Annotated in this window: 23 protein-coding genes; 13 read left to right on the forward strand and 10 right to left on the reverse strand. The window is 59.4% G+C overall.

Features of this window, described 5'->3' with window-relative positions:
* Positions 1-22: 22 nt before the first annotated feature.
* From ispC to rpsB, 7 genes are all read right to left on the reverse strand, one after another.
* The gene (ispC, locus tag ACYZT9_RS21285; RefSeq protein WP_462007278.1) at positions 23-1,213 is read right to left on the reverse strand and encodes a 1-deoxy-D-xylulose-5-phosphate reductoisomerase; all 1,191 of its coding nucleotides are present in this window, start codon (positions 1,211-1,213) and stop codon (positions 23-25) included.
* The gene (locus tag ACYZT9_RS21290) at positions 1,210-2,016 is read right to left on the reverse strand and encodes a phosphatidate cytidylyltransferase (RefSeq protein WP_462007279.1); all 807 of its coding nucleotides are present in this window, start codon (positions 2,014-2,016) and stop codon (positions 1,210-1,212) included. Before ACYZT9_RS21290 ends, ispC begins: the two co-directional genes overlap by 4 nt.
* Positions 2,016-2,771 carry a polyprenyl diphosphate synthase gene (uppS, locus tag ACYZT9_RS21295; RefSeq protein ID WP_084322274.1) on the reverse strand — a complete coding sequence of 252 codons (756 nt, stop codon included), beginning with the start codon at positions 2,769-2,771 and terminating at the stop codon, positions 2,016-2,018. The genes ACYZT9_RS21290 and uppS overlap by 1 nt, the downstream gene beginning before the upstream one ends.
* Before the next feature lie 12 nt (positions 2,772-2,783).
* A complete protein-coding gene (frr, locus tag ACYZT9_RS21300) occupies positions 2,784-3,341 on the reverse strand; it encodes a ribosome recycling factor (RefSeq protein WP_462002529.1) in 558 nt (185 codons plus the stop codon).
* Positions 3,338-4,081 carry a UMP kinase gene (gene pyrH / locus ACYZT9_RS21305; RefSeq protein WP_003172271.1) on the reverse strand — a complete coding sequence of 248 codons (744 nt, stop codon included), beginning with the start codon at positions 4,079-4,081 and terminating at the stop codon, positions 3,338-3,340. The genes frr and pyrH overlap by 4 nt, the downstream gene beginning before the upstream one ends.
* Before the next feature lie 210 nt (positions 4,082-4,291).
* Entirely contained in the window at positions 4,292-5,155 is an 864-nt protein-coding gene (gene tsf / locus ACYZT9_RS21310; RefSeq protein WP_028622556.1) for a translation elongation factor Ts, read from the reverse strand.
* Positions 5,156-5,346: 191 nt separating this feature from the next.
* The gene (gene rpsB, locus ACYZT9_RS21315; RefSeq protein ID WP_007907989.1) at positions 5,347-6,084 is read right to left on the reverse strand and encodes a 30S ribosomal protein S2; all 738 of its coding nucleotides are present in this window, start codon (positions 6,082-6,084) and stop codon (positions 5,347-5,349) included.
* A 374-nt stretch (positions 6,085-6,458) separates the two neighbouring features.
* Between rpsB and map the strand changes: the two genes are divergently transcribed.
* From map to ACYZT9_RS21350, 7 genes are all read left to right on the forward strand, one after another.
* Entirely contained in the window at positions 6,459-7,241 is a 783-nt protein-coding gene (gene map, locus ACYZT9_RS21320; RefSeq protein WP_462007280.1) for a type I methionyl aminopeptidase, read from the forward strand.
* 45 nt (positions 7,242-7,286) lie between these two features.
* Positions 7,287-9,989 carry a [protein-PII] uridylyltransferase gene (locus ACYZT9_RS21325; protein ID WP_462007281.1) on the forward strand — a complete coding sequence of 901 codons (2,703 nt, stop codon included), beginning with the start codon at positions 7,287-7,289 and terminating at the stop codon, positions 9,987-9,989.
* 135 nt (positions 9,990-10,124) lie between these two features.
* Positions 10,125-11,324, forward strand: a complete 1,200-nt coding sequence (gene dapC / locus ACYZT9_RS21330; RefSeq protein WP_462007282.1) for a succinyldiaminopimelate transaminase — start codon at positions 10,125-10,127, stop codon at positions 11,322-11,324.
* 129 nt (positions 11,325-11,453) lie between these two features.
* Positions 11,454-11,816: an ArsC family reductase gene (locus ACYZT9_RS21335; protein WP_462007283.1), complete on the forward strand. Its 363-nt coding sequence runs from the start codon at positions 11,454-11,456 to the stop codon at positions 11,814-11,816.
* 33 nt (positions 11,817-11,849) lie between these two features.
* A complete protein-coding gene (dapD, locus tag ACYZT9_RS21340) occupies positions 11,850-12,884 on the forward strand; it encodes a 2,3,4,5-tetrahydropyridine-2,6-dicarboxylate N-succinyltransferase (RefSeq protein WP_462007284.1) in 1,035 nt (344 codons plus the stop codon).
* 166 nt (positions 12,885-13,050) lie between these two features.
* Positions 13,051-14,256 (forward strand): aminotransferase class V-fold PLP-dependent enzyme, encoded by a 1,206-nt coding sequence (locus tag ACYZT9_RS21345; RefSeq protein WP_462007285.1) that lies wholly within the window; start codon positions 13,051-13,053, stop codon positions 14,254-14,256.
* Positions 14,253-14,657 carry a SufE family protein gene (locus ACYZT9_RS21350; RefSeq protein ID WP_462007286.1) on the forward strand — a complete coding sequence of 135 codons (405 nt, stop codon included), beginning with the start codon at positions 14,253-14,255 and terminating at the stop codon, positions 14,655-14,657. Before ACYZT9_RS21345 ends, ACYZT9_RS21350 begins: the two co-directional genes overlap by 4 nt.
* 89 nt (positions 14,658-14,746) lie before the next feature.
* On the opposite strand, the gene tcdA is transcribed toward ACYZT9_RS21350, so the two are convergent.
* Positions 14,747-15,559, reverse strand: a complete 813-nt coding sequence (gene tcdA, locus ACYZT9_RS21355; RefSeq protein ID WP_462007287.1) for a tRNA cyclic N6-threonylcarbamoyladenosine(37) synthase TcdA — start codon at positions 15,557-15,559, stop codon at positions 14,747-14,749.
* Positions 15,560-15,837: 278 nt separating this feature from the next.
* On the opposite strand from tcdA, the gene ACYZT9_RS21360 reads away from it, so the two are divergent.
* The 4 genes from ACYZT9_RS21360 to ACYZT9_RS21375 all read left to right on the forward strand — a co-directional run bounded on the left by ACYZT9_RS21360 (position 15,838) and on the right by ACYZT9_RS21375 (position 21,058).
* A complete protein-coding gene (locus ACYZT9_RS21360; protein ID WP_462007288.1) occupies positions 15,838-18,429 on the forward strand; it encodes a glycosyltransferase in 2,592 nt (863 codons plus the stop codon).
* Between the two features lie 212 nt (positions 18,430-18,641).
* Positions 18,642-19,793 (forward strand): succinyl-diaminopimelate desuccinylase, encoded by a 1,152-nt coding sequence (dapE, locus tag ACYZT9_RS21365; protein WP_462007289.1) that lies wholly within the window; start codon positions 18,642-18,644, stop codon positions 19,791-19,793.
* A complete protein-coding gene (locus ACYZT9_RS21370; RefSeq protein WP_462007290.1) occupies positions 19,793-20,605 on the forward strand; it encodes a putative RNA methyltransferase in 813 nt (270 codons plus the stop codon). Before dapE ends, ACYZT9_RS21370 begins: the two co-directional genes overlap by 1 nt.
* Positions 20,606-20,680: 75 nt before the next feature.
* Entirely contained in the window at positions 20,681-21,058 is a 378-nt protein-coding gene (locus tag ACYZT9_RS21375) for a hypothetical protein (RefSeq protein WP_462007291.1), read from the forward strand.
* Between the two features lie 134 nt (positions 21,059-21,192).
* Here the strand turns inward: ACYZT9_RS21375 and ACYZT9_RS21380 are convergent, their stop codons facing one another.
* On the reverse strand, positions 21,193-21,402 hold the full coding sequence (locus ACYZT9_RS21380; protein WP_017336686.1) for a cold-shock protein: 210 nt from the start codon (positions 21,400-21,402) through the stop codon (positions 21,193-21,195).
* A gap of 166 nt (positions 21,403-21,568) precedes the next feature.
* Between ACYZT9_RS21380 and plsB the strand changes: the two genes are divergently transcribed.
* Both plsB and ACYZT9_RS21390 read left to right on the forward strand, forming a co-directional pair.
* On the forward strand, positions 21,569-24,073 hold the full coding sequence (gene plsB, locus ACYZT9_RS21385; protein ID WP_462007292.1) for a glycerol-3-phosphate 1-O-acyltransferase PlsB: 2,505 nt from the start codon (positions 21,569-21,571) through the stop codon (positions 24,071-24,073).
* A 66-nt stretch (positions 24,074-24,139) separates the two neighbouring features.
* Positions 24,140-24,829, forward strand: coding sequence for a DUF4197 domain-containing protein (locus tag ACYZT9_RS21390; protein ID WP_462007293.1), 690 nt, complete (start codon positions 24,140-24,142; stop codon positions 24,827-24,829).
* Between the two features lie 108 nt (positions 24,830-24,937).
* Here ACYZT9_RS21390 and ACYZT9_RS21395 read toward each other — a convergent pair whose 3' ends face one another.
* A complete protein-coding gene (locus ACYZT9_RS21395) occupies positions 24,938-26,287 on the reverse strand; it encodes a Fic family protein (protein WP_462007294.1) in 1,350 nt (449 codons plus the stop codon).
* Positions 26,288-26,453: the final 166 nt, after the last annotated feature.

Genomic DNA, 26,453 nt, shown 5'->3' on the forward strand with positions numbered 1-26,453 from the left:
ATGGGCCAACGTGTTGCAGCACTTACCGCCCGTGACGACTCAACCATTGCTCCACCAGGACTCGCGCTTTCGCGTCAGCCGTGAACACCGCCTCGAGATCATCCACCGCAACCACAGGCTCGAGATTCAAGACTTCTTCGATGATACTCGCGATTTCCAGATAGCGAACCCGCCCGTCGAGAAACGCCGCGACAGCCACTTCATTTGCCGCATTGAGCATCGCTGGCGCGCTATTGCCAGCCTCTGCGGCCTGACGAGCCAGTCGCAGACAAGGGAAACGCCCTTCATCGGGCGCCTGGAAGTCCAGACGTGCGATGGCGAACAGGTCCAGCGGTGCAACCCCCGAATCGATACGCTCCGGCCAGGCCAGGGCGTTGGCGATCGGCGTACGCATGTCAGGATTGCCCAACTGAGCCAATACCGAACCGTCGATGTAGTCGACCAGCGAATGAATCACACTCTGCGGGTGAATCACCACTTCCACCTGGGACGGCTTGGCGTCGAACAGCCAGCAGGCCTCGATCAGCTCGAGCCCCTTGTTCATCATGCTCGCCGAATCCACGGAAATCTTGCGCCCCATGGACCAGGTCGGATGGGCACAGGCCTGCTCAGGGGAAACATCGGCCAGCTCGGCCAAGGGTGTCTGCCGGAACGGACCGCCAGAGGCTGTCAGCAGAATCCGACGCACCCCAACCGCCCCGAGTCCACGGGAAAAATCCTGTGGCATGCACTGGAAAATCGCGTTGTGCTCGCTGTCGATCGGCAGCAGCACCGAACCGCTTTTGCGTACAGCCTGCATGAACAGCGCACCAGACATCACCAGTGCTTCTTTGTTGGCCAAGAGAATTTTCTTCCCGGCTTCAACTGCCGCCAGGGTCGGACGCAAGCCCGCCGCACCGACGATGGCCGCCATGACCGTATCGACTTCTGGATGGGAGGCAACCTGACACAGGCCCTCCTCCCCCACCAGCACGCGAGTCGACAGACCGGCTGCACGCAAATCGTCCTGCAAGCCCCGAGCGGCGCTCTGCTTTGGCACTACGGCGAACCGCGGCGCATGACGCACGCAAAGCGCATGCAACTCGCTCAGACGCGTGAAGCCGCTCAAGGCAAAAACCTGATAACGCTCGGGATGTCGGGCAATGACGTCGAGCGTGCTCAGACCGATCGAACCGGTCGCCCCCAGCACGGTAATCTGCTGTAGGCGGCTCACGGTGCCGCCACCCACAACAGCACAGCGAATACAGGGATCGCAGCCGTCAGACTGTCGATGCGATCCAGCACACCGCCGTGACCGGGCAGCAGATTACTGCTGTCCTTGATCCCGGACTGGCGCTTAAACATGCTTTCGGTGAGATCCCCCACCACCGATATGAACACGACGATGGCGGCGCCTATCAGCCCAATCAACAACTGGGCGAAACTCCAGTCACGCACAAAACCGACAATGGCGGTGATGACCAGGCTCAGCGCGAGGCCGCCATACACACCTTCCCAGCTCTTGCCAGGACTGACCAGTGGCGCGAGTTTGCGCTTGCCAAACGCGCGACCGGAGAAGTAAGCCCCAATATCTGCTCCCCAGACCAACACCATAACCGCCATGATCAACCAGTTGCCCATCGGGTACTGCTTGATATGGACCAGACCTTGCCAGGCCGGCAACAGGACCAGCAGGCCGATCACCAGTTTGCAGGCGGCACTGGACCAGAGTTCGCTCGAGCGCGGATACGTCAGCACCAGATAGGTCGCAACGCCCCACCACAGCACCGAAGCGCCCAGCACCCAGGGCGCAAGCCCCGGCAGGATGTGCATGACAAACAACATCAGCGCGACGACGGCCGCGTATCCCACGCGAATCGGTTGAGCGGCAAAACCTGCCAGGCGCGCCCATTCCCAGGCGCCGAGGGTCACGACCAGCCCGATGAACAGCGCGAAGCCAGAGCCTTCAAGCAGGAAAAAACCGCACAAGGCGATCGGCAGCAGGATCAGCGCGGTGATGATTCGTTGTTTAAGCATTAAACCCGGGCTCCAGCCTCGACCTGCTCGCTCGTTTTACCGAAGCGGCGCTGGCGAGAAGCGAAATCGGCCAGCGCGGTGCGCATGGCGTCGTGTTTGAAGTCCGGCCAGAACAGGTCGGAGAAGTACAATTCGGCGTAGGCCAATTGCCACAGCAGGAAGTTACTGATGCGGTGTTCGCCGCCAGTACGAATGCACAAGTCCGGCAACGGCAGGTCGCCGGTCGCCAGACAGGTTTGCAACAGTTCCGGGGTGATGTCTTCCGGACGCAGATGGCCGGCCTGGACTTCCCGTGCCAGACGCTGCGCGGCTTGCGCGATGTCCCACTGACCGCCGTAGTTGGCGGCGATCTGCAGAACGAAGCGGTTGGCGCCTGCGGTCATCGCTTCGGCTTCACGCATCGCAGCCTGAAGCTCTGGATGAAACCGCGAACGATCGCCGATGATGCGCAAACTGATGTTGTTTTCGTTGAGGCGTTTGGCCTCGCGACGCAATGCCTTGAAGAACAGGTCCATCAAGGCACTGACTTCATCGGCCGGCCGTTGCCAGTTCTCGCTGGAGAAAGCGAACAGCGTCAATACCTCGACCTTGGCCTCGGCACACACTTCGATCACTGCACGAACCGCGTCCACTCCCGCTTTATGCCCGGCGACACCCGGCATAAAGCGTTTTTTCGCCCAGCGATTGTTGCCATCCATGATGATCGCGACATGGCGCGGCACCGCGGACGGCGCAACCTGCTTGGTCTTTTCCATGAAACGCGACCCTTATACGGCCATCAGGTCTTTTTCTTTCTGCGCCAGATTCGCGTCGATTTCAGCCACGAACTTTTTGGTCAAATCATCGATCTCGCCAGTCGCGCGGCGCTCTTCGTCTTCGCTGATTTCTTTTTCCTTGACCAGATCCTTGAGTTGGCTGTTAGCGTCACGACGGATGTTGCGCACCGCAACACGGGCGTCTTCAGCAACATCGCGAGCCTGCTTGGTGAAGCCCTTGCGGGTTTCTTCGGTCAGGGCCGGCATGGAGATCAGCAACAACTCACCCAGGTTGGTCGGGTTGAGGTTCAAACCAGCGCTACCGATGGCCTTGTCGACGGCGCCCAGCATGTTGCGCTCAAAGGCAACGACTTGCAGGGTACGAGCATCTTTAACGGTGATGTTAGCCACCTGCTTGATCGGGGTGTCAGAACCGTAATACGGCACCATCACACCTTCCAGAATGCTCGGGTGCGCCTGGCCGGTACGAATACGGCCGAAGTTGTGCGCCAGCGATTCGACGGATTTTTTCATGCGCTCTTGAGCGTCTTTCTTGATTTCGTTGATCATTGTTGGCCTTCCTCGATCAGGGTCCCTTCAGCGCCGCCATGCACGATGTTCAGCAGGGCGCCGGGCTTGTTCATGTTAAAAACGCGCAATGGCATCTTGTGGTCGCGGCACAGGCAAATGGCAGTCAGGTCCATCACACCCAGCTTGCGATCCAGCACTTCATCGTAAGTCAGATGATCGAACTTCTCGGCATGCGGGTCTTTGAATGGATCGGCGGTGTAGACACCATCGACCTTGGTCGCTTTCAGCACGACGTCGGCGTCGATTTCGATCGCACGCAAGCAGGCCGCCGAATCCGTGGTGAAGAACGGATTGCCGGTACCGGCCGCGAAGATTACGACTTCTTTGGCGTTCAGGTGGCGCATGGCTTTGCGGCGATCATAGTGATCGGTCACGCCAACCATGGAAATGGCCGACATCACGATGGCCGAAATATTGGCACGTTCCAGCGCATCGCGCATGGCCAGGGCGTTCATCACAGTGGCCAGCATGCCCATGTGGTCGCCCGTGACACGATCCATGCCGGCTGCGCTCAGCGCTGCACCGCGGAACAGGTTGCCGCCGCCGATCACCAGACCGACCTGGACACCGATGCCGACCAGTTGGCCGACTTCCAGCGCCATGCGATCCAGAACTTTCGGATCGATCCCGAACTCTTCCGAGCCCATCAGGGCCTCGCCGCTAAGCTTGAGTAGAATGCGTTTATAGCGAGCCTGATAACCACTGCCCTGCTGAGCCATTGCGAATCTCTCCTGCGGCGTATTTTAAAAATTCTTTGCGAGCTGTTTACAGCTGGCGTTCACTCTAGCTTGGCACTGCTTCAGCGCCATCGGAACATGGCTTTGTAAGCCAGTTCCAAAGGGAAACCAATTAATAATTGGTGCCCCATCTGAAAAGAGGCTGCGCGCGTAAGCGGGCAGCCTCTTCAGGGCGACAGTTAAAAAACCGTCTTATTGCTTGGCGGCAGCCAGCTGGGCAGCAACTTCTTCAGCGAAGTTGTCGACCGGCTTCTCGATGCCTTCGCCTACTTTGAAGTAGGTGAAAGAAACGATTTCAGCACCGGCTTTCTTGGCCAGTTCGCCGACCTTGATTTCAGGGTTCTTGACGAACGCCTGTTCAACCAGGCTCGCTTCAGCCAGGAACTTGCTGATACGGCCTTTGACCATGTTTTCAACGATGTTTTCCGGCTTGCCGGCGATCTTGTCAGCGTTGAGAGTCAGGAACACGCCCTTCTCACGCTCGACCGCTTCAGCGGAAACTTCCGATGGCAGCAGGAATTCAGGGTTGGTGGCCGCTACGTGCATAGCGATGTCTTTGGCCAGCTCAACGTCACCGCCCTTCAGAACAACCGCAACGCCGATCTTGTTGCCGTGCAGGTAGCCACCAACAACATCACCTTCAACGCGAGCCAGGCGACGGATGTTGACGTTCTCGCCAACCTTGCCGACCAGAACCAGGCGATCGGCTTCTTGAGCTTCGATCAGCGGCGCAACGTCAGTCAGTTTGTCAGCGAACGCTTTTTCAACGCTGGAAGCAACAAATGCCTTGAAGTCGTCCTGCAGAGCCAGGAAGTCGGTCTGCGAGTTCACTTCCAGCAGAACGGCGGATTTACCGTCTTCCTTAAGAGCGATGGCGCCTTCAGCAGCCACGTTGCCTGCTTTCTTGGCAGCCTTGATCGCGCCGGAAGCACGCATGTCATCAATGGCTTTTTCGATGTCGCCGCCGGCCTTGGTCAAGGCCTTTTTGCAATCCATCATGCCTTCGCCAGTACGCTCACGCAGTTCTTTAACCAACGCTGCAGTAATCTCTGCCATTTCAAAATCCTCTTGGATAGGTTTTCAACCATTCCACCCGATCAAACGGGCGTTCAATTCGTCCCGAAGCCTTCTTTGATAGCGGCTGCACGTTACAGGGCTGCAACTGCGCTGCACACAAATGGTTTTCGAGGTGGCAAAAAGGGGGCCAAGCCCCCTTTTTGCTTACTGAGTCAACGCCAGGGCGTCAATTACTCAGCTGCAGCTGCCGGAGCTTCTTCAACGAACTGCTCGGTACCGCCAGCAACGTGGTTGCGACCGCGGATTACAGCGTCAGCCATCGAACCCATGTACAGCTGGATAGCGCGGATTGCGTCATCGTTGCCTGGGATGATGTAGTCAACGCCTTCCGGGCTGCTGTTGGTATCGACTACGCCGATAACCGGGATGCCCAGCTTGTTGGCTTCGGTGATCGCGATGCGCTCGTGATCAACGTCGATAACGAACAGAGCGTCTGGCAGACCGCCCATGTCCTTGATACCACCCAGGGAACGATCGAGCTTCTCAAGATCGCGAGTGCGCATCAGCGCTTCTTTCTTGGTCAGCTTGGCGAAAGTACCGTCTTCGGCTTGCACTTCAAGGTCACGCAGACGCTTGATGGAAGCACGGATGGTTTTGAAGTTGGTCAGCATGCCGCCCAACCAGCGGTGATCGACGTACGGCGAACCGCAACGTGCTGCTTCTTCAGCAACGATCTTGCCAGCCGAACGCTTGGTGCCGACGAACAGAATCTTGTTTTTGCCCTGGGCCAGACGCTCTACGAAAGTCAGAGCTTCGTTGAACATAGGCAGGGTTTTTTCAAGGTTGATGATGTGGATCTTGTTACGCGCGCCGAAAATGTATTTACCCATTTTCGGGTTCCAGTAACGGGTCTGGTGACCGAAGTGCACACCGGCCTTCAGCATATCGCGCATGTTGACTTGGGACATGATAGTTCCTTAATTAAGTCGGGTTTGGCCTCCACGTATCCCAATGACCAACCAGCAGCATCAGCTGAAGGCACCCAGGTCATCGTGTCGACACGTGTGTGGATTTAAGCCCTTCGGGGTATCCCCGGAAAGCGGCGCATTTTATATCACAAGGCTTGCAAAAACGGAACCCGGATTCTCGATTCCTGACGCGCATCTTCTTCCACGCCCTTGGAATCGCTCAAGAATGCGCCTATCTATAAAGAGAAGCGATGCACAGAGGCTCAGATTTGCGCTGATCGTCTGTTAGAATCGCGTTTTTCAGGGCGGCGAAGATCAATCGCACATTGCCCATTCCGAGTTAGCAAGCGCCATTGAGCGCAGAGAGAGCCCGTATGACCGTCACCCTCAAAACCCCGGAGGACATTGCAAAAATGCGCGTCGCCGGCAAACTGGCCGCCGATGTACTGGAAATGATTGCTGAACATGTCAAGCCAGGCATCACCACCGATGAGCTGGACCGCATCTGCCACGACTACATCGTCAACGTGCAACAGGCCATCCCTGCCCCGCTCAACTACAAAGGCTACCCGAAGTCGATCTGCACCTCGATCAACCACGTGGTCTGCCACGGCATCCCGAATGAGAAGCCATTGAAGGACGGTGACACGCTGAACATTGACGTCACCGTGATCAAGGATGGCTACCACGGCGACACCAGCCGCATGTTCCACGTCGGCACTGTGCCGGTCTGGGCCGAGCGCCTGTCGCAAGTGACCCAGGAATGCATGTACAAGGCGATTGAAATCGTCAAACCCGGCTGCCGCCTGGGCGACATCGGTGAAGTGATTCAGAAGCACGCCGAAAAGAACGGCTTCTCTGTGGTTCGCGAGTTCTGCGGCCATGGCATCGGCAAGGTGTTCCACGAAGAGCCGCAGATCCTGCATTACGGACGTGCCGGCACCGGCATGGAACTGAAGGCCGGCATGACGTTCACCATCGAGCCGATGATCAACCAGGGCAAGGCCGACACCAAGGTGTTGGGCGATGGCTGGACCGCGATCACCAAGGACCGCAAGTTGTCGGCCCAGTGGGAGCACACGCTGGTCGTGACCGACACCGGTTACGAGATCTTCACCCTGCGTAGCGACGACACCATCCCGCGCGTTTCGGCCTGATCCGACCCGCGCCGCACCCCGCCTTACAGAAAGGAAAGCCAATCGATGCCGCAGGTGGATCCCGAACTCTTCGACCGTGGCCAGTTCCAGGCTGAACTGGCCCTGAAGGCCAGCCCGATCGCGGCTTTCAAGAAGGCGATCCGCCAGGCCCGCGAGGTCCTTGACGAGCGCTTTCGCAGCGGACGTGATATTCGCCGGCTGATCGAGGATCGCGCCTGGTTCGTCGACAACATCCTGCAAAAGGCCTGGGAGCAGTTCAACTGGAGTGAAGATGCCGACATTGCGCTGGTCGCGGTCGGCGGCTACGGTCGCGGTGAACTGCACCCTTATTCCGATATCGATTTGCTGATCCTGCTGGACAGCGCCGACCACGAAGTTTTCCGCGATTCCATCGAGCGTTTTCTCACGCTGTTGTGGGACATCGGCCTGGAAGTCGGCCAGAGTGTGCGCTCGGTGGACGAATGCGCCGTTGAAGCCCGCGCTGACCTGACGGTTGTCACCAACCTGATGGAAAGCCGCACCATCTGCGGCCCCGAGCGTTTGCGCCAGCGCATGCTCGACGTCACCAGCACCGCGCACATGTGGCCGAGCAAGGACTTCTTTCTGGCCAAACGCGCCGAACAGAAAGCTCGTCACCACAAGTACAACGACACCGAATATAACCTCGAACCCAACGTCAAAGGCTCGCCCGGCGGACTACGCGACATTCAGACGATTCTGTGGGTGGCCCGTCGCGAATACGGCACCCTGAACCTGCGGGCCCTGGCGGGCGAAGGTTTCCTGGTAGAAAGCGAAAACGCCCTGCTGGCCTCCTCCCAGGAATTCCTGTGGAAGGTTCGTTACGCGCTGCACATGCTCGCCGGTCGCTCCGAAGACCGCTTGCTGTTCGATCACCAGCGTTCGATTGCCGGCCTGCTGGGTTTCGAGGGCGATGACGCCAAGCAAGCCATTGAAAACTTCATGCAGCAGTATTACCGGGTGGTCATGAGCATCGCCCAGCTCAGCGACCTGATCATCCAGCACTTCGAGGAAGTCATCCTCGCGCCGGAAGATGAAGCGCCGCCGCAACCGATCAATTCGCGGTTCCAGTTGCACGACGGTTACATCGAGGCACGCAACGACAACGTATTCCGCCGTACGCCGTTCGCCATGCTCGAGATCTTCGTGCTGATGGCCCAGCAGCCGGAAATCAAAGGCGTGCGTGCCGATACCATTCGTCTGCTGCGGGAAAACCGCCATCTGATCGACGACGATTTCCGTAACGACATTCGCAATACCAGCCTGTTCATCGAACTGTTCAAGTGCAAGATCGGCATCCACCGCAATCTGCGGCGAATGAACCGTTACGGCATTCTCGGGCGTTACCTGCCGGAGTTCGGCTTCATTGTCGGGCAGATGCAGCACGACCTGTTTCACATCTACACGGTCGACGCGCACACGCTGAACCTGATCAAGCACCTGCGTAAGCTGCAGTACACGCAAGTGTCGGAAAAATTCCCGCTGGCCAGCAAGCTCATGGGCAAGCTGCCCAAGCCTGAACTGATCTACCTCGCCGGTCTGTACCACGACATCGGCAAGGGCCGGCACGGCGATCACTCGGAAATCGGCGCAGTGGATGCCGAGGCGTTTTGCCAGCGCCACCAATTGCCGGTGTGGGACAGCCGCCTGATCGTCTGGCTGGTGCAGAACCACCTGGTGATGTCGACCACCGCCCAGCGCAAGGACTTGTCCGACCCGCACGTGATCCACGACTTCGCGCAGATCATCGGCGACGAAACCCACCTCGATTACCTGTACGTGCTGACCGTCGCCGACATCAACGCCACCAACCCGACGCTTTGGAATTCCTGGCGCGCCAGCCTGTTGCGCCAGCTCTATACCGAGACCAAACGTGCGTTGCGTCGCGGCCTGGAAAACCGGGTGGATCGCGAAATGCAGATCCGTCAGACCCAAAGCGCCGCCCTCGATATCCTGGTACGCGGCGGCACCGATCCTGACGACGTCGAGCAGTTATGGTCGCAATTGGGCGATGATTATTTCCTGCGCCACACCGCCGGCGACGTGGCCTGGCACACCGATGCGATCCTGCAGCAGCCGGCTGATGGCGGGCCCTTGGTGCTGATCAAGGAAACTACCCAGCGCGAGTTCGAGGGCGGTACGCAGATCTTCATCTATGCGCCCGACCAGCACGACTTCTTCGCTGTGACCGTAGCGGCGATGGATCAGTTGAACCTGAACATTCACGACGCCCGGGTCATCACGTCCAGCAGTCAGTTCACCCTCGACACCTACATCGTGCTCGACACTGACGGCGACTCGATCGGCGATAACCCGGCACGGGTCAAACAGATCCGCGACGGTCTGACCGAAGCCCTGCGCAACCCGGACGATTACCCGACGATCATTCAGCGTCGAGTGCCGCGCCAACTCAAGCATTTCGCCTTTGCGCCCCAGGTGACGATCCACAACGATGCCCAGCGTCCGGTCACCGTGCTTGAACTCAGTGCCCCGGATCGGCCGGGTTTGCTGGCGCGGATCGGCACGATTTTCCTCGAGTTCGACCTGTCGCTGCAGAACGCCAAGATCGCCACCCTGGGCGAGCGCGTGGAAGACGTGTTTTTCATTACCGACGCCAACAATCAACCATTGTCCGACCCGTTGCTGTGCAGCCGCTTGCAGGATGCGATCGTTGAACAGCTGAGCGTCGGCCACGAACCCGATATCCATTTGTCGCGAATCAGTATCTGACTCAACAAATTTCCCCTGTGGGAGCGGGCTTGCTCGCGAAGGCGGTGGTTCAGTCGACATCATCGTATCTGACACACCGCTTTCACGAGCAAGTCGGATTGCCGCATCACCCCTCCCACATTGAACGAGGCCCTTATGAACATCGCTCTGACCCAGTTGCAGCCTTACCCGTTCGAAAAGCTCCGCGCCCTGCTCGGCAGCGTCACGCCAAACCCGGACAAGCGCCCTATCGCACTGTCCATCGGCGAGCCGAAGCACCGTTCGCCAAGCTTTGTCGCCGAAGCCCTGGCAAGCAATCTGGATCAGATGGCCGTTTATCCGACCACCTTGGGTATTGCGGCCCTGCGCGAAGCGATCGCCGCCTGGTGCGAACGCCGCTTCAAAGTCCCGAGCGGCTGGCTCGACCCGGCGCGCAACGTGCTGCCGGTCAACGGCACGCGTGAGGCACTGTTCGCATTCACCCAGACCGTGGTCAACCGAGGGGACGATGCGCTGGTGGTCAGTCCGAACCCGTTCTATCAGATCTATGAAGGTGCAGCGTTCCTCGCCGGCGCCAAGCCGCATTACCTGCCTTGCCTGGATGAAAACGGCTTCAACCCGGACTTCGACGCGGTTTCCCCGGACATCTGGAAACGCTGCCAGATCCTGTTCCTGTGCTCGCCGGGCAATCCGACTGGCGCCCTGATCCCGGTTGAAACCCTGAAAAAACTGATCACCCTCGCCGACGAATATGACTTCGTGATCGCGGCGGACGAGTGCTACAGCGAACTGTACTTCGACGAACAAACCCCACCGGCCGGCCTGCTCAGCGCCTGCGCGGAACTGGGTCGCAAGGACTTCAAGCGTTGCGTGGTATTCCACAGCCTGTCCAAGCGTTCCAACCTGCCCGGGCTGCGTTCGGGTTTTGTGGCCGGTGATGCCGACATTCTCAAAGGCTTCCTGCTGTACCGCACTTATCACGGCTGCGCGATGCCGGTTCAAACCCAACTGGCGAGCGTGGCCGCCTGGAATGACGAAGTGCATGTGCGGGCGAATCGTGCGCTGTATCGCGAGAAGTATGACGCGGTGCTGGAAATTCTTGGTCCGGTGATGGATGTGCAACGTCCGGATGGCGGATTTTACTTGTGGCCGAATGTTGGAAGCGATGACGCCGTTTTCTGCCGCGATCTGTTCGAACAGGAGCATGTGACGGTGGTGCCGGGTTCGTACCTGTCGCGCGATGTCGACGGCGTCAATCCGGGTGCCGGTCGGGTGCGCATGGCACTAGTAGCGCCGCTGGCTGAATGTGTCGAAGCGGCCGAACGTATTCGCGACTTCATTCAACGCCGTCGCTGACCTACCGCGATCGCTGGCAAGCCAGCGCCTACAGGGTTTCGTGTGCACCGGACCAACGCCACCGCGAAACCGTCCGGTCATGGCATAATCCCGGACCTTTGTTCCAGCACCTGTAAAGGGGGCAATTCCTTGACCGTTTCAAGCAAAACGTTGCACCTTTTCGGCATCAAAGCTTGCGACACCATGAAAAAGGCGCGCACCTGGCTCGATGAACACGCTGCCAGCTATGATTTTCATGATTACAAAACGGCCGGAATCGACCGTGAACACCTGACCCAATGGTGCGACGAGCACGGCTGGCAAGTGGTGTTGAACCGTGCAGGCACGACCTTTCGCAAGCTCGACGACGAACGCAAAGCCGATCTCGACCAGCCGAAAGCCATCGAACTGATGCTCGCACAACCCTCGATGATCAAGCGCCCGGTGCTCGATCTCGGTGACCGAACCCTGATTGGCTTCAAGCCAGAGATCTACGCGGCAGCGCTCGAGTAAGCCTGCCCGTTCAATTTTGTTAGAGGTATTCACATGTCTACTACCCCGTTCAGCCTGGCCTTTGGTGTCGGCACTCAAAATCGTCAGGGCGCCTGGCTGGAAGTGTTTTACGCACAACCCCTGCTTAATCCGTCGGCCGAATTGATTGCGGCCATCGCGCCGGTTCTGGGTTACACCGAGGGCAATCAGGCCATCGCATTCACTAACGCTCAGGCCTCGCAACTGGCTGAAGCCGTCAAAGGCGTCGATGCCGCCCAGGCTGCCTTGCTGACCCGTCTCGCCGAAAGTCACAAACCGCTGGTCGCAACCATTCTGGCCGAAGACGCGCAACTGACGTCCACGCCTGAGGCTTACCTCAAGCTGCACCTGCTGTCCCACCGACTGGTCAAGCCGCACGGCCTGAACCTGGCGGGCGTGTTCCCCCTTCTGCCGAACGTGGCCTGGACCAGCCAGGGCGCAGTCGACCTCGCCGAACTGGCCGAGCGTCAACTGGAAGCCCGCCTGCGCGGCGAGCTGCTGGAAGTGTTCTCGGTGGACAAGTTCCCAAAAATGACGGACTACGTGGTTCCGGCCGGTGTGCGTATCGCTGATGCGGCGCGTCTGCGTCTGGGCGCCTACGTCGGCGAAGGCACCACCGTGATGCATGAAGGTTTCATCAACTTCAACGCGGGCACCGAAGGCCCGGGCATGATCGAAGGCCGCGTGTCCGCGGGTGTCTTCGTCGGCAAGGGTTCTGACCTGGGCGGCGGTTGCTCGACCATGGGCACCCTGTCGGGCGGCGGCAACATCGTGATCAAGGTCGGCGAAGGCTGCCTGATCGGCGCCAACGCCGGTATCGGTATCCCATTGGGCGACCGCAACACCGTTGAATCGGGCCTGTACGTGACCGCTGGTACCAAAGTGGCGCTGCTGGACGAAAACAACAAGCTGGTCAAGGTCGTGAAGGCCCGTGAACTGGCCGGTCAGCCTGACCTGCTGTTCCGCCGCAATTCGGAAACCGGTGCCGTGGAATGCAAAACCCACAAATCGGCGATCGAACTGAACGAAGCGCTGCACGCTCACAACTAAGCAACGCGTCCCACGATCACCTGTGTAGGAGCGAGCTTGCTCGCGAAGAACGTATAGACAACGCGTGCTGTCCGATACCGCGCGTTATCGTTGACGTCCATCGCGAGCAAGCTCGCTCCTACAGGGGGCCGTCGTACACCCGCCATGTTTAGCAGGGCCCGATAGCATGATGATTCCGTCTCCCTGGCGCGCCGATTTTCCGGCCATCGCCGCATTGCAACGGCAAGACCAGACCTATCTGGACAACGCTGCCACTACTCAAAAACCTCAAGCCCTGCTGGATGCCCTGGCGCACTACTACGCCAATGGCGCGGCCAACGTGCATCGGGCGCAACACCTGCCCGGCGCGCATGCCACCCAGGCATTCGAGGACAGCCGCAGTAAAGTCGCCCATTGGCTCAATGCCGGCGAATGTGGGCAAATCATCTTTACCCACGGCGCAACCTCCGCGCTGAACCTACTGGCGTATGGACTGGAGCATTTATTCGAGCAGGGCGACGAGATTGTCATCAGCGCTCTGGAGCATCACGCCAACCTGCTGCCATGGCAGCAACTGGCCCGCCGTCGCGAGTTGAAGCTGGTGATCCTGCCGCTGGATACCGACGGTTTGATTGACCTCGATGCCGCCGCGTCGTTGATGGGTTCGCAGACTCGCTTGCTGGCGGTCAGCCAGTTGTCCAACGTGCTCGGCGCCTGGCAGCCGTTGCCTGCGCTGTTGGCGATGGCCAAGGCCCACGGCGCGTTGACCGTGGTCGATGGCGCGCAAGGCGTGGTTCATGGCCGGCACGACGTGCAGGCGTTGGGTTGCGATTTCTATGTGTTTTCCAGCCACAAGCTGTACGGCCCCGATGGCTTGGGCGTGTTGTTCGGGCGCCATGAAGCGCTCAAGCATCTGCGTCATTGGCAATTCGGCGGTGAGATGGTGCTGGATGCGGATTACCAGCACGCACGCTTTCGTCCGGCACCCCTGGGGTTTGAGGCCGGAACGCCGCCCATTTCCAGCGTGATTGGTTTGGGGGCGACGCTGGATTACCTCGCGGGCCTCGATCAGGACGCGGTTTGCGCTCATGAGGCCGCGCTGCACGACTATTTGTTGAAAGGTCTTGAGGCACGCAACGGCATCCGGCTGCTGGGCAAACCACAACTGGCGCTGGCGAGTTTTGTTGTCGAGGGTGTGCATAACTCGGATCTGGCGCATTTGCTGACAGAACAGGGAATCGCTGTGCGCGCCGGTCATCACTGTGCCATGCCGCTGCTGAAAAGCTTTGAACTGGCCGGGGCGATCCGGGTGTCGTTGGCGCTGTACAACGATTCCGAAGATCTGGAGCGGTTCTTTGAAGCGCTGGATCAGGCACTGGAGCTGTTGCGATGAACCTCCCGGCTGATGCCGTCACGGCGCTAGAAACCTTTCAGGCTGCCGCTGGCTGGGAGCAACGGGCGCGGCTGCTGATGCAATGGGGCGACCGTCTGCCAGCGTTGAGCGATGTGGACAAGGTCGACGCCAACCGCGTGCATGGCTGTGAAAGCCAGGTGTGGTTGGTGGGCTCGCTGCAGGACGGTCACTGGCAGTTTGCCGCGAGCAGTGATGCGCGATTGATTCGCGGGTTGGTGGCGTTGTTGTTGGCGCGGGTTAACGGGTTGTCGGCTGTCGAATTGCAGCAGGTGGACCTACCGGACTGGTTCACCCAGCTAGGTCTGAACCGGCATCTGTCGTCGTCGCGCAGCAATGGTTTGAACGCCGTGCTACAGCGGATGAATGAGTTGGCTGGTTAACCGCCATCGCGAGCAAGCTCGCTCCCACAGGGAATCGCATTCCAATGTGGGAGCGAGCTTGCTCGCGATGAGGCCGTCAGCAGCAACCTCTAAACCTCAGGTTTAACCCGATCCGCCGGGCGCCGCACACCCGCCACGATCTTATCCACAGCCTTGGTCGCTGCGACCATGCCAAACGTCGCCGTCACCATCATCACCGCACCAAACCCGCCGGCGCAGTCCAGTTTCACGCCATCCCCGACAAAACTCTTCTGCAGGCAAATGCTGCCATCCGGCTTCGGATAACGCAGCTGCTCGGTGGAAAACACGCACGGCACGCTGTAATGACGGGTCACGGTACGGGAGAAGTTGTAATCACGGCGCAGGGTCGAACGCACTTTCGAGGCTAACGGGTCGTTAAACGTGCGGTTCAAGTCGCACACCTGAATCAGCGTCGGATCAATTTGCCCGCCCGCCCCGCCGGTGGTGATGATCTGGATCTTGCGACGTTTGCACCAGGCGATCAGCGCCGCTTTGGCATTCACGCTGTCAATGCAGTCGATCACGCAGTCGATTTTCGGCGTGATGTACTCGGCCATGGTCTCGCGGGTGACGAAATCCGCCACTGCGTGGACCTTGCAGTCCGGGTTGATCCCGCGCAGGCGCTCGGCCATCACCTCGACCTTGGGTTTGCCGACGGTGCTGTCCAGCGCATGCAGTTGACGGTTGGCGTTGCTGACGCAGACGTCGTCCAGGTCGAACAACGAAATCTCGCCGACGCCACAGCGGGCGATGGCTTCTGCCGCCCATGAACCGACGCCACCGACGCCGACGATCGCCACATGGGCCGCGCGCAAGCGCTCAAGCCCTTCAATGCCATACAAACGGGCGATGCCTGCAAACCGCGGATCTTCTGTACTCATGACCATTACCCCAAAAACCGGCGGGCATTATAGGGCCGTCGGCGGCCATGAACATCTTTGCGCTATGAACGGACGACTTTCCAGCCTTGATGAAACGGCATCGAACGAAGATTTGCCCGGCAAGCTCTAACGAAAGAACTTAAACCGAGTTGGATTGCCCAATATCGAGCAATTCCCTGTCCGCTGTACGGTCGGGGAAAGCACGGTGTAGGATGCGCGCCCCTTGGCTCACTGCCGACCGTTCCTCCGTTCCACAGCCTTTGGAACCCGAAATAGCTATGTCATCGCGTAAATTTGGACTCAACCTGGTCGTGGTGCTCGCCATCGCTGCCTTGTTTACCGGCTTCTGGGCGCTGATCAATCGCCCGGTCACCACCCCCAACTGGCCTGAACAAATCTCCGGGTTTTCCTACTCGCCCTTCCAGCAAGGCCAGTACCCGCAAAAAGAGCAGTACCCGACCGACGATGAGATGCGTCGCGACCTGGAGATCATGAGCAAGCTGACGGACAACATCCGCACTTACTCGGTCGATGGCACTCTGCAGGACATTCCTAAGCTCGCTGAAGAGTTCGGCCTGCGGGTCACCCTCGGTATCTGGATCAGCCCGGACCTGGAGCGCAACGAGCGCGAAATCACGCGTGCCATCGAAATCGCCAACTCCTCCCGCAGCGTGGTTCGTGTGGTTGTAGGCAACGAGGCGATTTTCCGTAAGGAAATTACCGCCGCGGAACTGAGCGTGATCCTTGATCGCGTCCGTGCCGCCGTGAAGGTGCCGGTGACGACGTCCGAGCAGTGGCACATCTGGGAAGAGAACCCGAGTCTGGCCAAGCACGTCGACCTGATCGCCGCACACGTCCTGCCTTACTGGGAACATGTTCCGATGGAGCAATCGGGACAATTCGTACTTGAGCGCGCGCGCGATCTGAAGAAGATGTTTCCGAAAAAGCCGCTCCTGCTGTCCGAAGTCGGCTGGCCGAGCAACGGTCGTATGCGCGGCGGCGCCGATGCGTCGCCTGCCGATCAGGCGATCTACCTGCGCACACTGGTCAACAAGCTCAATCGCCAAGGCTTCAACTACTTCGTGATCGAGGCTTTCGACCAGCCGTGGAAAGCCAGTGACGAAGGCTCGGTGGGCGCGTATTGGGGCGTGTTCAACGCCGCGCGCCAGCAGAAATTCAATTTCGAAGGCCCGGTAGTAGCGATCCCGCAGTGGCGGGTGCTGGCTATCGGCTCGGTCGTGTTGGCATTGCTTTCCCTGACCTTGCTGATGATCGACGGCTCGGCCCTGCGTCAACGCGGCCGCACTTTCCTGACCTTTATCGCGTTCCTTTGCGGTTCGGTGCTGGTGTGGATCGGCTATGACTACAGCCAGCAATACAGCACCTGGTTCAGTCTGACGGTAGGATTTCTCCTCGCCCTCGGCGCACTCGGGGTGTTTATCGTACTGCTGACCGAGGCACATGAGCTGGCCGAAGCGGTCTGGACCCACAAACGCCGGCGCGAATTCCTGCCGGTGGTGGGGGACTCGCATTACCGACCGAAAGTCTCGATTCACGTCCCTTGCTACAACGAGCCGCCAGAGATGGTCAAACAGACCCTCAACGCCCTGGCCAACCTCGACTATCCGGACTTCGAAGTCCTGATCATCGACAACAACACCAAGGACCCGGCGGTCTGGGAACCGGTGCGCGATTACTGCGCAACCCTCGGCCCACGCTTCAAGTTCTTCCACGTCGCACCGCTGGCCGGTTTCAAGGGCGGCGCGCTGAACTACCTGATTCCGCACACCGCCAAGGATGCTGAAGTGATTGCGGTGATCGACTCGGATTACTGCGTCGACCCGAACTGGCTCAAGCACATGGTGCCGCACTTCGCCGATCCGAAAATCGCCGTGGTGCAGTCGCCGCAGGATTACCGCGACCAGAACGAAAGCACCTTCAAGAAGCTCTGCTACGCGGAATACAAAGGCTTCTTCCACATTGGCATGGTCACCCGTAACGACCGTGACGCGATCATCCAGCACGGCACCATGACCATGACCCGGCGCTCGGTGCTCGAAGAACTCGGTTGGGCCGACTGGTGCATCTGTGAAGACGCCGAACTGGGTCTGCGCGTGTTCGAGAAAGGTCTGTCGGCGGCGTATTACCACACCAGCTACGGCAAAGGCCTGATGCCCGATACCTTCATCGACTTCAAGAAACAGCGTTTCCGCTGGGCTTACGGTGCGATTCAGATCATCAAGCGTCACACCGCCAGTTTGCTGCGCGGCAAGGACACCGAACTGACCCGTGGCCAGCGTTACCACTTCCTCGCGGGCTGGTTGCCGTGGGTGGCGGATGGCATGAACATTTTCTTCACGGTGGGTGCGCTGTTGTGGTCGGCGGCAATGATCATCGTGCCGCAGCGGGTCGATCCGCCGCTGCTGATTTTCGCGATTCCGCCATTGGCGCTGTTCGTGTTCAAGGTCGGCAAGATCATCTTCCTCTACCGTCGCGCCGTTGGCGTGAACCTGAAGGATGCGTTCTGTGCGGCATTGGCGGGCCTGGCGTTGTCGCACACCATCGCCAAAGCGGTGTTGTACGGTTTCTTCACCAGCAGTATTCCGTTCTTCCGCACGCCGAAAAACGCTGATAACCACGGCTTCTGGGTGGCGATTTCGGAGGCGCGCGAAGAGATGTTCATCATGCTGCTGTTGTGGGGCGCGGCGCTGGGGATCTTCCTGGTGAACGGTCTGCCGAGCAACGACATGCGCTTCTGGGTGATCATGTTGCTGGTGCAGTCGCTGCCGTACCTGGCAGCACTGATCATGGCGTTCCTGTCTTCACTGCCGAAACCGGCAGTCGAGGCGCAAACGGCACCGGCAGTCTAAATCTTTGCAGATGCACTAAACGGCGGCCAATGGCCGCCGTTTTGCTTTAAGATAACCGCCATTTTGCAGGCCTTGGGCCTCAATCGCCTGACCATATTTCTGTGGGAGCGAGCTTGCTCGCGATGAGTCCGTCACATTCAACATCTATGTTGACGGTGATTGCGCAATCGCGAGCAAGCTCGCTCCCACATTAGGATCTTCCGGAGTTTTCCATGACGGCCCACGCCGACCTTTCGCCGACGCTTCAACTCGCCATCGACCTGATCCGCCGTCCGTCCGTGACACCGGTCGACGCCGATTGCCAGAAGCAGATGATGCAGCGCCTGGGCGATGCCGGTTTCACCCTTGAACCGATGCGCATCGAAGATGTGGATAACTTTTGGGCGACCCACGGCAAACACGACGGCCCGGTGCTGTGTTTCGCCGGTCACACCGACGTGGTCCCGACCGGTCCGGTGACGGCCTGGCAGATCGAGCCCTTTAACGCGCTGATTGACGAACACGGCATGCTTTGCGGCCGTGGCGCCGCAGACATGAAAGGCAGCCTCGCCGCCATGACCGTGGCCGCCGAGCGTTTCGTCGCCGACTACCCGGATCACATGGGCAAGGTCGCGTTCCTGATCACCAGCGACGAAGAAGGTCCGGCGCACCACGGCACCAAAGCCGTCGTTGAACGCCTCGCCGTGCGCAAGGAACGTCTAGACTGGTGCATCGTCGGCGAACCGTCGAGCACCACACTGGTGGGCGACGTGGTCAAGAACGGCCGTCGCGGTTCCCTTGGCGCCAAACTGACCGTGCGTGGCGTGCAGGGTCACGTGGCCTATCCGCACCTGGCCAAGAACCCGATTCACCTCGCCGCCCCGGCACTGGCTGAACTGGCCGCCGAGCATTGGGACCACGGCAACGATTTCTTCCCGCCAACCAGTTTCCAGATTTCCAATGTGAACTCCGGCACTGGCGCGACCAACGTGATCCCAGGTGATCTGGTGGCGGTGTTCAACTTCCGCTTCTCCACCGAATCCACCGTCGAAGGCCTGCAAAAGCGCGTCGCCGACATTCTCGACAAGCATGGCCTGGACTGGCACATCGACTGGGCCCTGTCCGGTCTGCCGTTCCTGACCGAACCGGGCGCATTGCTGGACGCCGTGGCCTCGAGCATCAAGGACATCACCGGTCGCGAAACCAAAGCCTCCACCAGCGGCGGCACCTCCGACGGGCGCTTCATCGCGACCATGGGCACGCAAGTGGTCGAGCTGGGCCCGGTCAACGCGACGATTCACCAGGTCAACGAGCGCGTACTGGCCGCCGACCTCGATGTGCTGACCGAAATCTACTACCAGACCCTGATCAAGTTGCTCGCCTGATGCTCGCCTGCCCGATCTGCAGCGAACCGCTGAACGCGGTGGACAACGGCGTGGCCTGCCCCGCCGGGCATCGCTTCGACCGTGCGCGCCAGGGTTATTTGAACCTGTTGCCGGTGCAGCACAAAAACAGCCGCGACCCTGGGGATAACCTGGCGATGGTCGAAGCCCGTCGCGACTTCTTGAATGCCGGCCATTACGCGCCGGTGGCCAGGCGCCTGGCGGAACTGGCAGCCGGGTACGCGCCGCAGCGCTGGCTCGACATCGGTTGTGGCGAGGGTTACTACACCGCGCAAATCGCCGAGGCCCTGCCCAACGCTGACGGTTACGCGCTGGATATCTCTCGAGAAGCGGTCAAACGCGCCTGCAAACGCAACCCGCAGCTGACCTGGTTGATCGCCAGCATGGCGCGGGTGCCCTTGGCGTCGGGCAGTTGCCAGTTTCTTGCCAGCGTCTTCAGCCCGCTGGATTGGGAGGAAGCCAAGCGCTTGCTCAGCCCCGGCGGCGGCTTGATGAAAGTCGGACCGACCAGCGGCCATCTGATGGAATTGCGCGAGCGGCTGTACGACGAGGTGCGTGAATACACCGACGACAAGCATCTCGCGCTGGTGCCGGAAGGCATGGCGCTGCAACACAGCGAAACACTGGAGTTCAAACTGACGCTTTCAAAGGGTCAGGATCGCGCCAACCTGTTGGCCATGACACCGCACGGCTGGCGCGCCAGTGCCGAACGCCGGGCGGCGGTCATCGAACAGGCCGAGCCGTTCGAGGTCACCGTGTCGATGCGTTACGATTACTTTGTTCTTCAATCTTAATTATTGGTCTTGAGCAACGGCTCGAGGCCGGCTAAATCCGCGAATGGATTTTTCAGACCCGCAGTGAGGACATCCATGCGCCAACCCGATATCGAGATTTACCTGAAAGACGCCGACGTCGACTACAAGACCGTTGCCGCCTGGCTCGGCACCGCGTTAGGTCCGTGCACCGACTGGGTTCAGAAAGGCCAGACCTACAAGTGCAAGGCTGGCAACGTGCCGGTGACCTGGCTGCCGAAAGCCGTCGGCAAATGGAACAGCCTGTACCTGGAAAGTGATCAAACCCCGTGGGAAGACGACATCGCCTGCGCCCGCGCCGCGTTTGCCGCGCTGAACGTCGAAGTACGTTGCGCACCGGGGAGCTGGGTCGAGGAAGAAGGTGAGGAAACAGCGGATCGCTGGATGCGCATCAGCGCAGATGGCGAAGAAGAAATCACCTGGAAAACTGTTTAAAGTCTGTACACAAAACCTGTGGGAGCGAGCTTGCTCGCGATGGGGTCTTGTCAGTCGACATCAACTTGGCTGACACACCGCAATCGCGAGCAAGCTCGCTCCCACAGTTGTTTTGTGTGAGGCATGAAACGGGTTTACAACCCCACCACATCCTCAGCCTGCAAGCCCTTCTCCCCGGTCACCACCGCATATTCAACCTGCTGGCCTTCGGTCAGTGAACGGTGGCCTTCACCGCGAATCGCGCGGTAATGCACGAACACATCCACCCCGTCCGCGCGCTGAATAAAACCGTAGCCCTTGGCGTCGTTGAACCACTTCACATTGCCGGTTTCACGCGTAGCCATGAATCGTTACCCCTTCTTTTTATTGTTGAGCGGGCGAGTATATGACAGGCGTGAAAACTCTCAACTCAACTTTACTTAGCCGCTTTTTTGCCGATTTTCGGCGAATACGGCACACTATCGGCCGCCTGAGCATTTGCTCGGTTTTATCCACTTGCGCAGAAGCCGTATGACCCGTTCCCCGTTCCGCCGTCTTGTGTTTGGCACCCTGCGCCGACTGCTCTATCTCTGGGTTCGCTCGGAGACAATCAATCAGTCGTCGTTCACCCTCAACCTCGACCGCAGTCGTCCGGTGTTCTATGTCCTGCAAAACCCTTCGCTGACCGACCTCGCCGTGGTCGACACCGAGTGCAGCAAAGCCGGCCTGCCCCGCCCGGTGCTGCCGGTGTCGGTGGGTAACCTGCTGGAACCCGCCGCGTTCTTCTACCTGACACCTGAGCCCGACTGGCTCGGCCGTCAGGACAAACGCGGCGCGCCGCCGACCCTGACCCGCCTGGTCAGCGCCCTGAGCCAGAATGCCGCCGAAGACGCGCAGATCATTCCGGTCAGCGTGTTCTGGGGCCAGTCGCCGGACAGCGAATCGAGCCCGTGGAAACTGCTCTTCGCCGACAGCTGGGCGGTCACCGGGCGTCTGCGCCGCTTGCTGAGCATCATTGTGCTGGGGCGCAAGACCCGCGTGCAATTCTCCGCGCCGATCCACCTACGTGAACTGATCGAGCACGACAAGGGTCACGAGCGCACCGTGCGCATGGCCCAACGGATTCTGCGGGTGCACTTCCGCAACCTCAAAGCCGCCGTCATCGGCCCGGACATTTCCCACCGCCGCAACCTGGTCAAAGGCCTGCTCAATCAGCCGCTGGTCAAGCAAGCGATCCTCGACGAGGCCGAACGAGAGAACATTTCCCCGGAGAAAGCCAAGGCCCAGGCCCTGCGCTACGGTAACGAGATCGCCTCGGACTACACCTACACCGCGATCCGTTTTCTGGAAGTGGTGCTGAGCTGGTTCTGGAACAAGATCTACGACGGGATCAAGGTCAACCATATCGAAGGCGTGCAGAAAGTCGCTCAGGGTCACGAAGTGATCTATGTGCCGTGCCATCGCAGCCACATCGACTACTTGCTGCTTTCTTACCTGCTGTTCCGCAATGGCCTGACGCCACCGCACATCGCCGCCGGGATCAATCTCAACATGCCGGTGATTGGCAGCCTGCTACGCCGTGGCGGTGCGTTTTTCATGCGTCGCACCTTCAAGGGCAACCCGCTTTACACCTCGGTGTTCAACGAATACCTGCACACCCTGTTCACCAAAGGCTTCCCGGTCGAGTACTTCGTCGAGGGCGGCCGCTCACGCACCGGACGCATGCTGCAACCGAAAACCGGAATGCTCGCGATTACCTTGCGCAGCTTCCTGCGCTCGTCGCGCATGCCGATCGTTTTCGTACCGGTCTACATCGGCTACGAGCGCGTACTGGAAGGCCGGACCTACCTCGGCGAATTGCGTGGCGCGAGCAAGAAGAAAGAATCGATCTTCGACATCTTCAAAGTCATCGGCGCGCTGAAGCAGCGCTTTGGCCAAGTGGCGGTGAACTTCGGCGAGCCGATCAAACTGGCGGAATTCCTCGACAGCGAACAGCCGGACTGGCGCCAGCAGGAACTCGGCCCGCAGTTCAAACCGGCCTGGCTCAACGAAACCACCAACCGCCTCGGCGAAAAAGTCGCGCAGCACCTGAACGAAGCGGCGGCGATCAACCCGGTCAACCTTGTGGCGTTGGCATTGCTGTCCACCAGCCGACTGGCGCTGGACGATCGCGCGATGGCGCGGGTGCTGGATCTGTATCTGGCGCTGCTGCGCAAGGTCCCGTACTCGCCGCACACCACGCTGCCGGAAGGTGACGGGCGCGCGTTGATCGAGCATGTGAAGGACATGGATCTGCTGTCCGAACAAAATGATGCGCTCGGCAAGGTTCTGTACCTGGACGAGCAAAACGCCGTCCTGATGACCTACTACCGCAACAACGTGCTGCACATCTTCGCCCTGCCGGCGTTGCTCGCGAGTTTTTTCCAGAGCGCCTCGCGCATGAGCCGCGAGCAGATCCTGCGCTACACCCGCGCGCTGTATCCGTACCTGCAATCGGAGCTGTTCATTCGCTGGTCGCTGGACGAACTGGATGCGGTGATCGATCAATGGCTCGAAGCGTTCGTCGAGCAAGGTCTGCTGCGTTTCGAGAACGACGTCTACCTGCGTCCGGCGCCGAGTTCGCGGCATTTCGTATTGCTGACTTTGCTGTCGAAAAGCATCGCCCAGACCTTGCAGCGCTTCTACATGACCGTTTCCCTGCTGCTCAACAGCGGCCAGAACAGCATCAGCGCCGAAGAACTCGAAGACCTGTGCACGGTCATGGCCCAGCGCCTGTCGATCCTGCATGGCCTGAACGCCCCGGAGTTTTTCGACAAGAGCCTGTTCCGCCACTTCATCCAGACCCTGCTCGACCTCGACGTGCTCAAGCGCGATGAAGCCGGCAAGCTGAGCTATCACGAACTGCTTGGCGAACTGGCCGAAGGCGCGGCCAAACGCGTATTGCCGGCGGAGATTCGCCTGTCGATCCGGCAAGTGGCATTGCATCGCAGCGAAGATGCGGCGGATCTGGTCGCGACACCGACGCAGGCCGACTAGATGAAAAACTCGCGCCTCCGCTCACTGATTCTTTTTGAATGCTCTTCTCCAAAGAAGGAAACCGCCATGTTTCGCCCTACTCTTCGCTTCGCCGGCCTCTGCGCAGGTTTGATGATTTCCGCCAGCGCCATGGCGCTGTCGCTCAGTGACCTGTCGCAAAAAGACGCTACCGGCGGCCTCAAGGATGCCCTGACCCAAGGCGCGCAACTGGCCGTGAAACAACTCGGCACCCCGGGCGGGTTCAGCAACAACCCGGACGTGAAGATCGAACTGCCGGGCAAGCTGGGCAAGGTCGCCAGCAAAATGAAGCAGTTCGGCATGGGCGACCAGGTTGATCAGCTGGAAACCAGCATGAACAAAGCGGCGGAAACCGCCGTGACCCAGGCCCAGCCGATCCTTGTGGACGCAGTGAAGAAAATGTCCGTCGAAGACGCCAAGGGCATCCTCAGCGGCGGCAACGATGCGGCCACCCAATACCTGAATAAAACCAGCCGCGAACAGATCCGCGTCAAGTTCCTGCCCATCGTCAAGCAGGCCACCGACCAGGTCGGCCTGGCCAAGCAGTACAACTCGTTCGCCGGCCAAGCTGCGACCCTGGGCGTGATCGATACAAAAAATGCCAACATCGAAAGCTACGTCACTGAACAGGCACTGAACGGCTTGTTCGAAATGATCGGCAAACAGGAAGAAACTATTCGCCAGAATCCTGCGGCGGCAGCGACCAGTCTGGCGAAGAAGGTGTTTGGTACGCTCTAAACTTCAACACAAATCATGTGGGAGCGGGCTTGCTCGCGAAAGCGGTGGGTCAGTTGAATTTGATGTCGACTGACCCACCGCTTTCGCGAGCAAGCCCGCTCCCACAAGTCACGAGCTCGTCGATGCAGCTCGCAGAAAAAACACCCATTCGCGCCCCATCCTCCTCTTCTCGAACACGTTCAACGCGACCAAACCGTTCAAGGTTGCCGACGCGGTGTTGTAAGAGCAGTCCAGATTTTCCTTCACATTGACCGCCGTAAACTCCTTGGCCATTCCGCTCTTCGCCACTTGGAACACGGCCCGTTGCTTTTCGGTCAACCGATCAAAAAAACCGGACGCCAACAACCAGCGATCAAAGCTGTCGGTATACGCCAGACTTTTCCGATAAGCATCGGTAAAACCCCTGACAGCGCGCAGGACTACGGAACACTGGAAGTCGATGAAGTAAGTCAGGTCGAGGTCATCCGCCTCAGTGCTCAGATAAGACCGCCCGTATTTCACTGGAGCGTTGCGGAGCAAAATACTGATCGCAATGTAGCGAAAGGCCGAGAAGTCATTCTTGAACATGTACCAGTAAAAAAGCGCCCGCGCGACCCGGCCATTGCCATCGCGAAAAGGATGCTCATAGCCCAGCGCAAAATGCAGTGTGATGCCGTTGATCAGAGGATGAAGGTAATCCGGTTGTTCGGGATCGCTGTGGGGCTGATTGATCCACATCGACAACATGCGCAGTCGTGACATCAGCCCCGCAGCAGGAGGCGGTGTATGCACGGTGTTTCCCTCGCCGTCCTGCACCACCACGTCATCGTTTTCCCTGAACGCCCCCGGCGAATATTGCGCGTTATCGATGCCTTCAACGCCGACCCGATGCATGGCTAAAATCAATTCGACACTAAGGTCTTCATAGCGATTTTCCCAGGCGAAGTTCATCATTTTGTAGTTGCCTATCACCATTCGCTCATCCGGCGTGCGGGGCAGGCGCTTGCGCTTGAGCATGTCCTTGGCCACCCGCGTCGTGGTCGCCGCGCCTTCGAGCTGGCTGCTGCTGATGGCTTCGTCCTCGATCAGATCGTTGAGCAGGTAGCTGAAATGCGCGTGTTCACCGATCTGGCTGGTCATGAACTCCAACGCGGCCGTCGTCGCTTGTCGGTCGACGGCGGAGATCGCCTTCTGCGCCAGCGGTGTGAGCATGAAGTTGCCCCATTGAAGCGGCTCGCCCAGTGGCAACACACTTGAGTACTGCGCTGTCCGTGCTTTCTTCACCAGTGCCCAGCACAGGTGCGGATCCAGCCCTGGCGCCCAGCGGTGGCGCAACTCGTCGAAAGGTCGATAGCGTCCCTGATCATCCAGCGGTTTGAGCAGCGCGAGGTAATCCGAGAGGCGCTCTTTGTGGGGTGACGTCCCCAACAGGTCGAATACCGGATCGGCTCGCCCCTTCAGCATCGGTGGTTTTTTCATTATTGCTGTCTCAAAACCTCGTGAAACTGAGGCTGGAGTACAGCATTCAGGCTTCTCTGACTCAATATCAGAGGTTTCTGAAATAGATGTAGGAGCGAGTTTGCTCGCGAAAATGTCTGGGCAACGAGTTGATCCAGACGGCACGCGTTATCGTTAACGATCATCG

This window comes from Pseudomonas sp. ZT5P21, from assembly GCF_054897785.1.

What these genes read in the sequence shown, in the direction of transcription:
- ACYZT9_RS21290 (WP_462007279.1), bottom strand. Translation starts at nt 2,016, where the DNA reads ATGCTTAAACAACGAATCATCACCGCGCTGATCCTGCTGCCGATCGCC.
- uppS (WP_084322274.1), bottom strand. Translation starts at nt 2,771, where the DNA reads ATGGAAAAGACCAAGCAGGTTGCGCCGTCCGCGGTGCCGCGCCATGTC.
- frr (WP_462002529.1), bottom strand. Translation starts at nt 3,341, where the DNA reads ATGATCAACGAAATCAAGAAAGACGCTCAAGAGCGCATGAAAAAATCC.
- pyrH (WP_003172271.1), bottom strand. Translation starts at nt 4,081, where the DNA reads ATGGCTCAGCAGGGCAGTGGTTATCAGGCTCGCTATAAACGCATTCTA.
- tsf (WP_028622556.1), bottom strand. Translation starts at nt 5,155, where the DNA reads ATGGCAGAGATTACTGCAGCGTTGGTTAAAGAACTGCGTGAGCGTACT.
- rpsB (WP_007907989.1), bottom strand. Translation starts at nt 6,084, where the DNA reads ATGTCCCAAGTCAACATGCGCGATATGCTGAAGGCCGGTGTGCACTTC.
- map (WP_462007280.1), top strand. Translation starts at nt 6,459, where the DNA reads ATGACCGTCACCCTCAAAACCCCGGAGGACATTGCAAAAATGCGCGTC.
- ACYZT9_RS21325 (WP_462007281.1), top strand. Translation starts at nt 7,287, where the DNA reads ATGCCGCAGGTGGATCCCGAACTCTTCGACCGTGGCCAGTTCCAGGCT.
- dapC (WP_462007282.1), top strand. Translation starts at nt 10,125, where the DNA reads ATGAACATCGCTCTGACCCAGTTGCAGCCTTACCCGTTCGAAAAGCTC.
- dapD (WP_462007284.1), top strand. Translation starts at nt 11,850, where the DNA reads ATGTCTACTACCCCGTTCAGCCTGGCCTTTGGTGTCGGCACTCAAAAT.
- ACYZT9_RS21345 (WP_462007285.1), top strand. Translation starts at nt 13,051, where the DNA reads ATGATGATTCCGTCTCCCTGGCGCGCCGATTTTCCGGCCATCGCCGCA.
- ACYZT9_RS21350 (WP_462007286.1), top strand. Translation starts at nt 14,253, where the DNA reads ATGAACCTCCCGGCTGATGCCGTCACGGCGCTAGAAACCTTTCAGGCT.
- tcdA (WP_462007287.1), bottom strand. Translation starts at nt 15,559, where the DNA reads ATGAGTACAGAAGATCCGCGGTTTGCAGGCATCGCCCGTTTGTATGGC.
- ACYZT9_RS21360 (WP_462007288.1), top strand. Translation starts at nt 15,838, where the DNA reads ATGTCATCGCGTAAATTTGGACTCAACCTGGTCGTGGTGCTCGCCATC.
- dapE (WP_462007289.1), top strand. Translation starts at nt 18,642, where the DNA reads ATGACGGCCCACGCCGACCTTTCGCCGACGCTTCAACTCGCCATCGAC.
- ACYZT9_RS21370 (WP_462007290.1), top strand. Translation starts at nt 19,793, where the DNA reads ATGCTCGCCTGCCCGATCTGCAGCGAACCGCTGAACGCGGTGGACAAC.
- ACYZT9_RS21375 (WP_462007291.1), top strand. Translation starts at nt 20,681, where the DNA reads ATGCGCCAACCCGATATCGAGATTTACCTGAAAGACGCCGACGTCGAC.
- ACYZT9_RS21380 (WP_017336686.1), bottom strand. Translation starts at nt 21,402, where the DNA reads ATGGCTACGCGTGAAACCGGCAATGTGAAGTGGTTCAACGACGCCAAG.
- plsB (WP_462007292.1), top strand. Translation starts at nt 21,569, where the DNA reads ATGACCCGTTCCCCGTTCCGCCGTCTTGTGTTTGGCACCCTGCGCCGA.
- ACYZT9_RS21390 (WP_462007293.1), top strand. Translation starts at nt 24,140, where the DNA reads ATGTTTCGCCCTACTCTTCGCTTCGCCGGCCTCTGCGCAGGTTTGATG.
- ACYZT9_RS21395 (WP_462007294.1), bottom strand. Translation starts at nt 26,287, where the DNA reads ATGAAAAAACCACCGATGCTGAAGGGGCGAGCCGATCCGGTATTCGAC.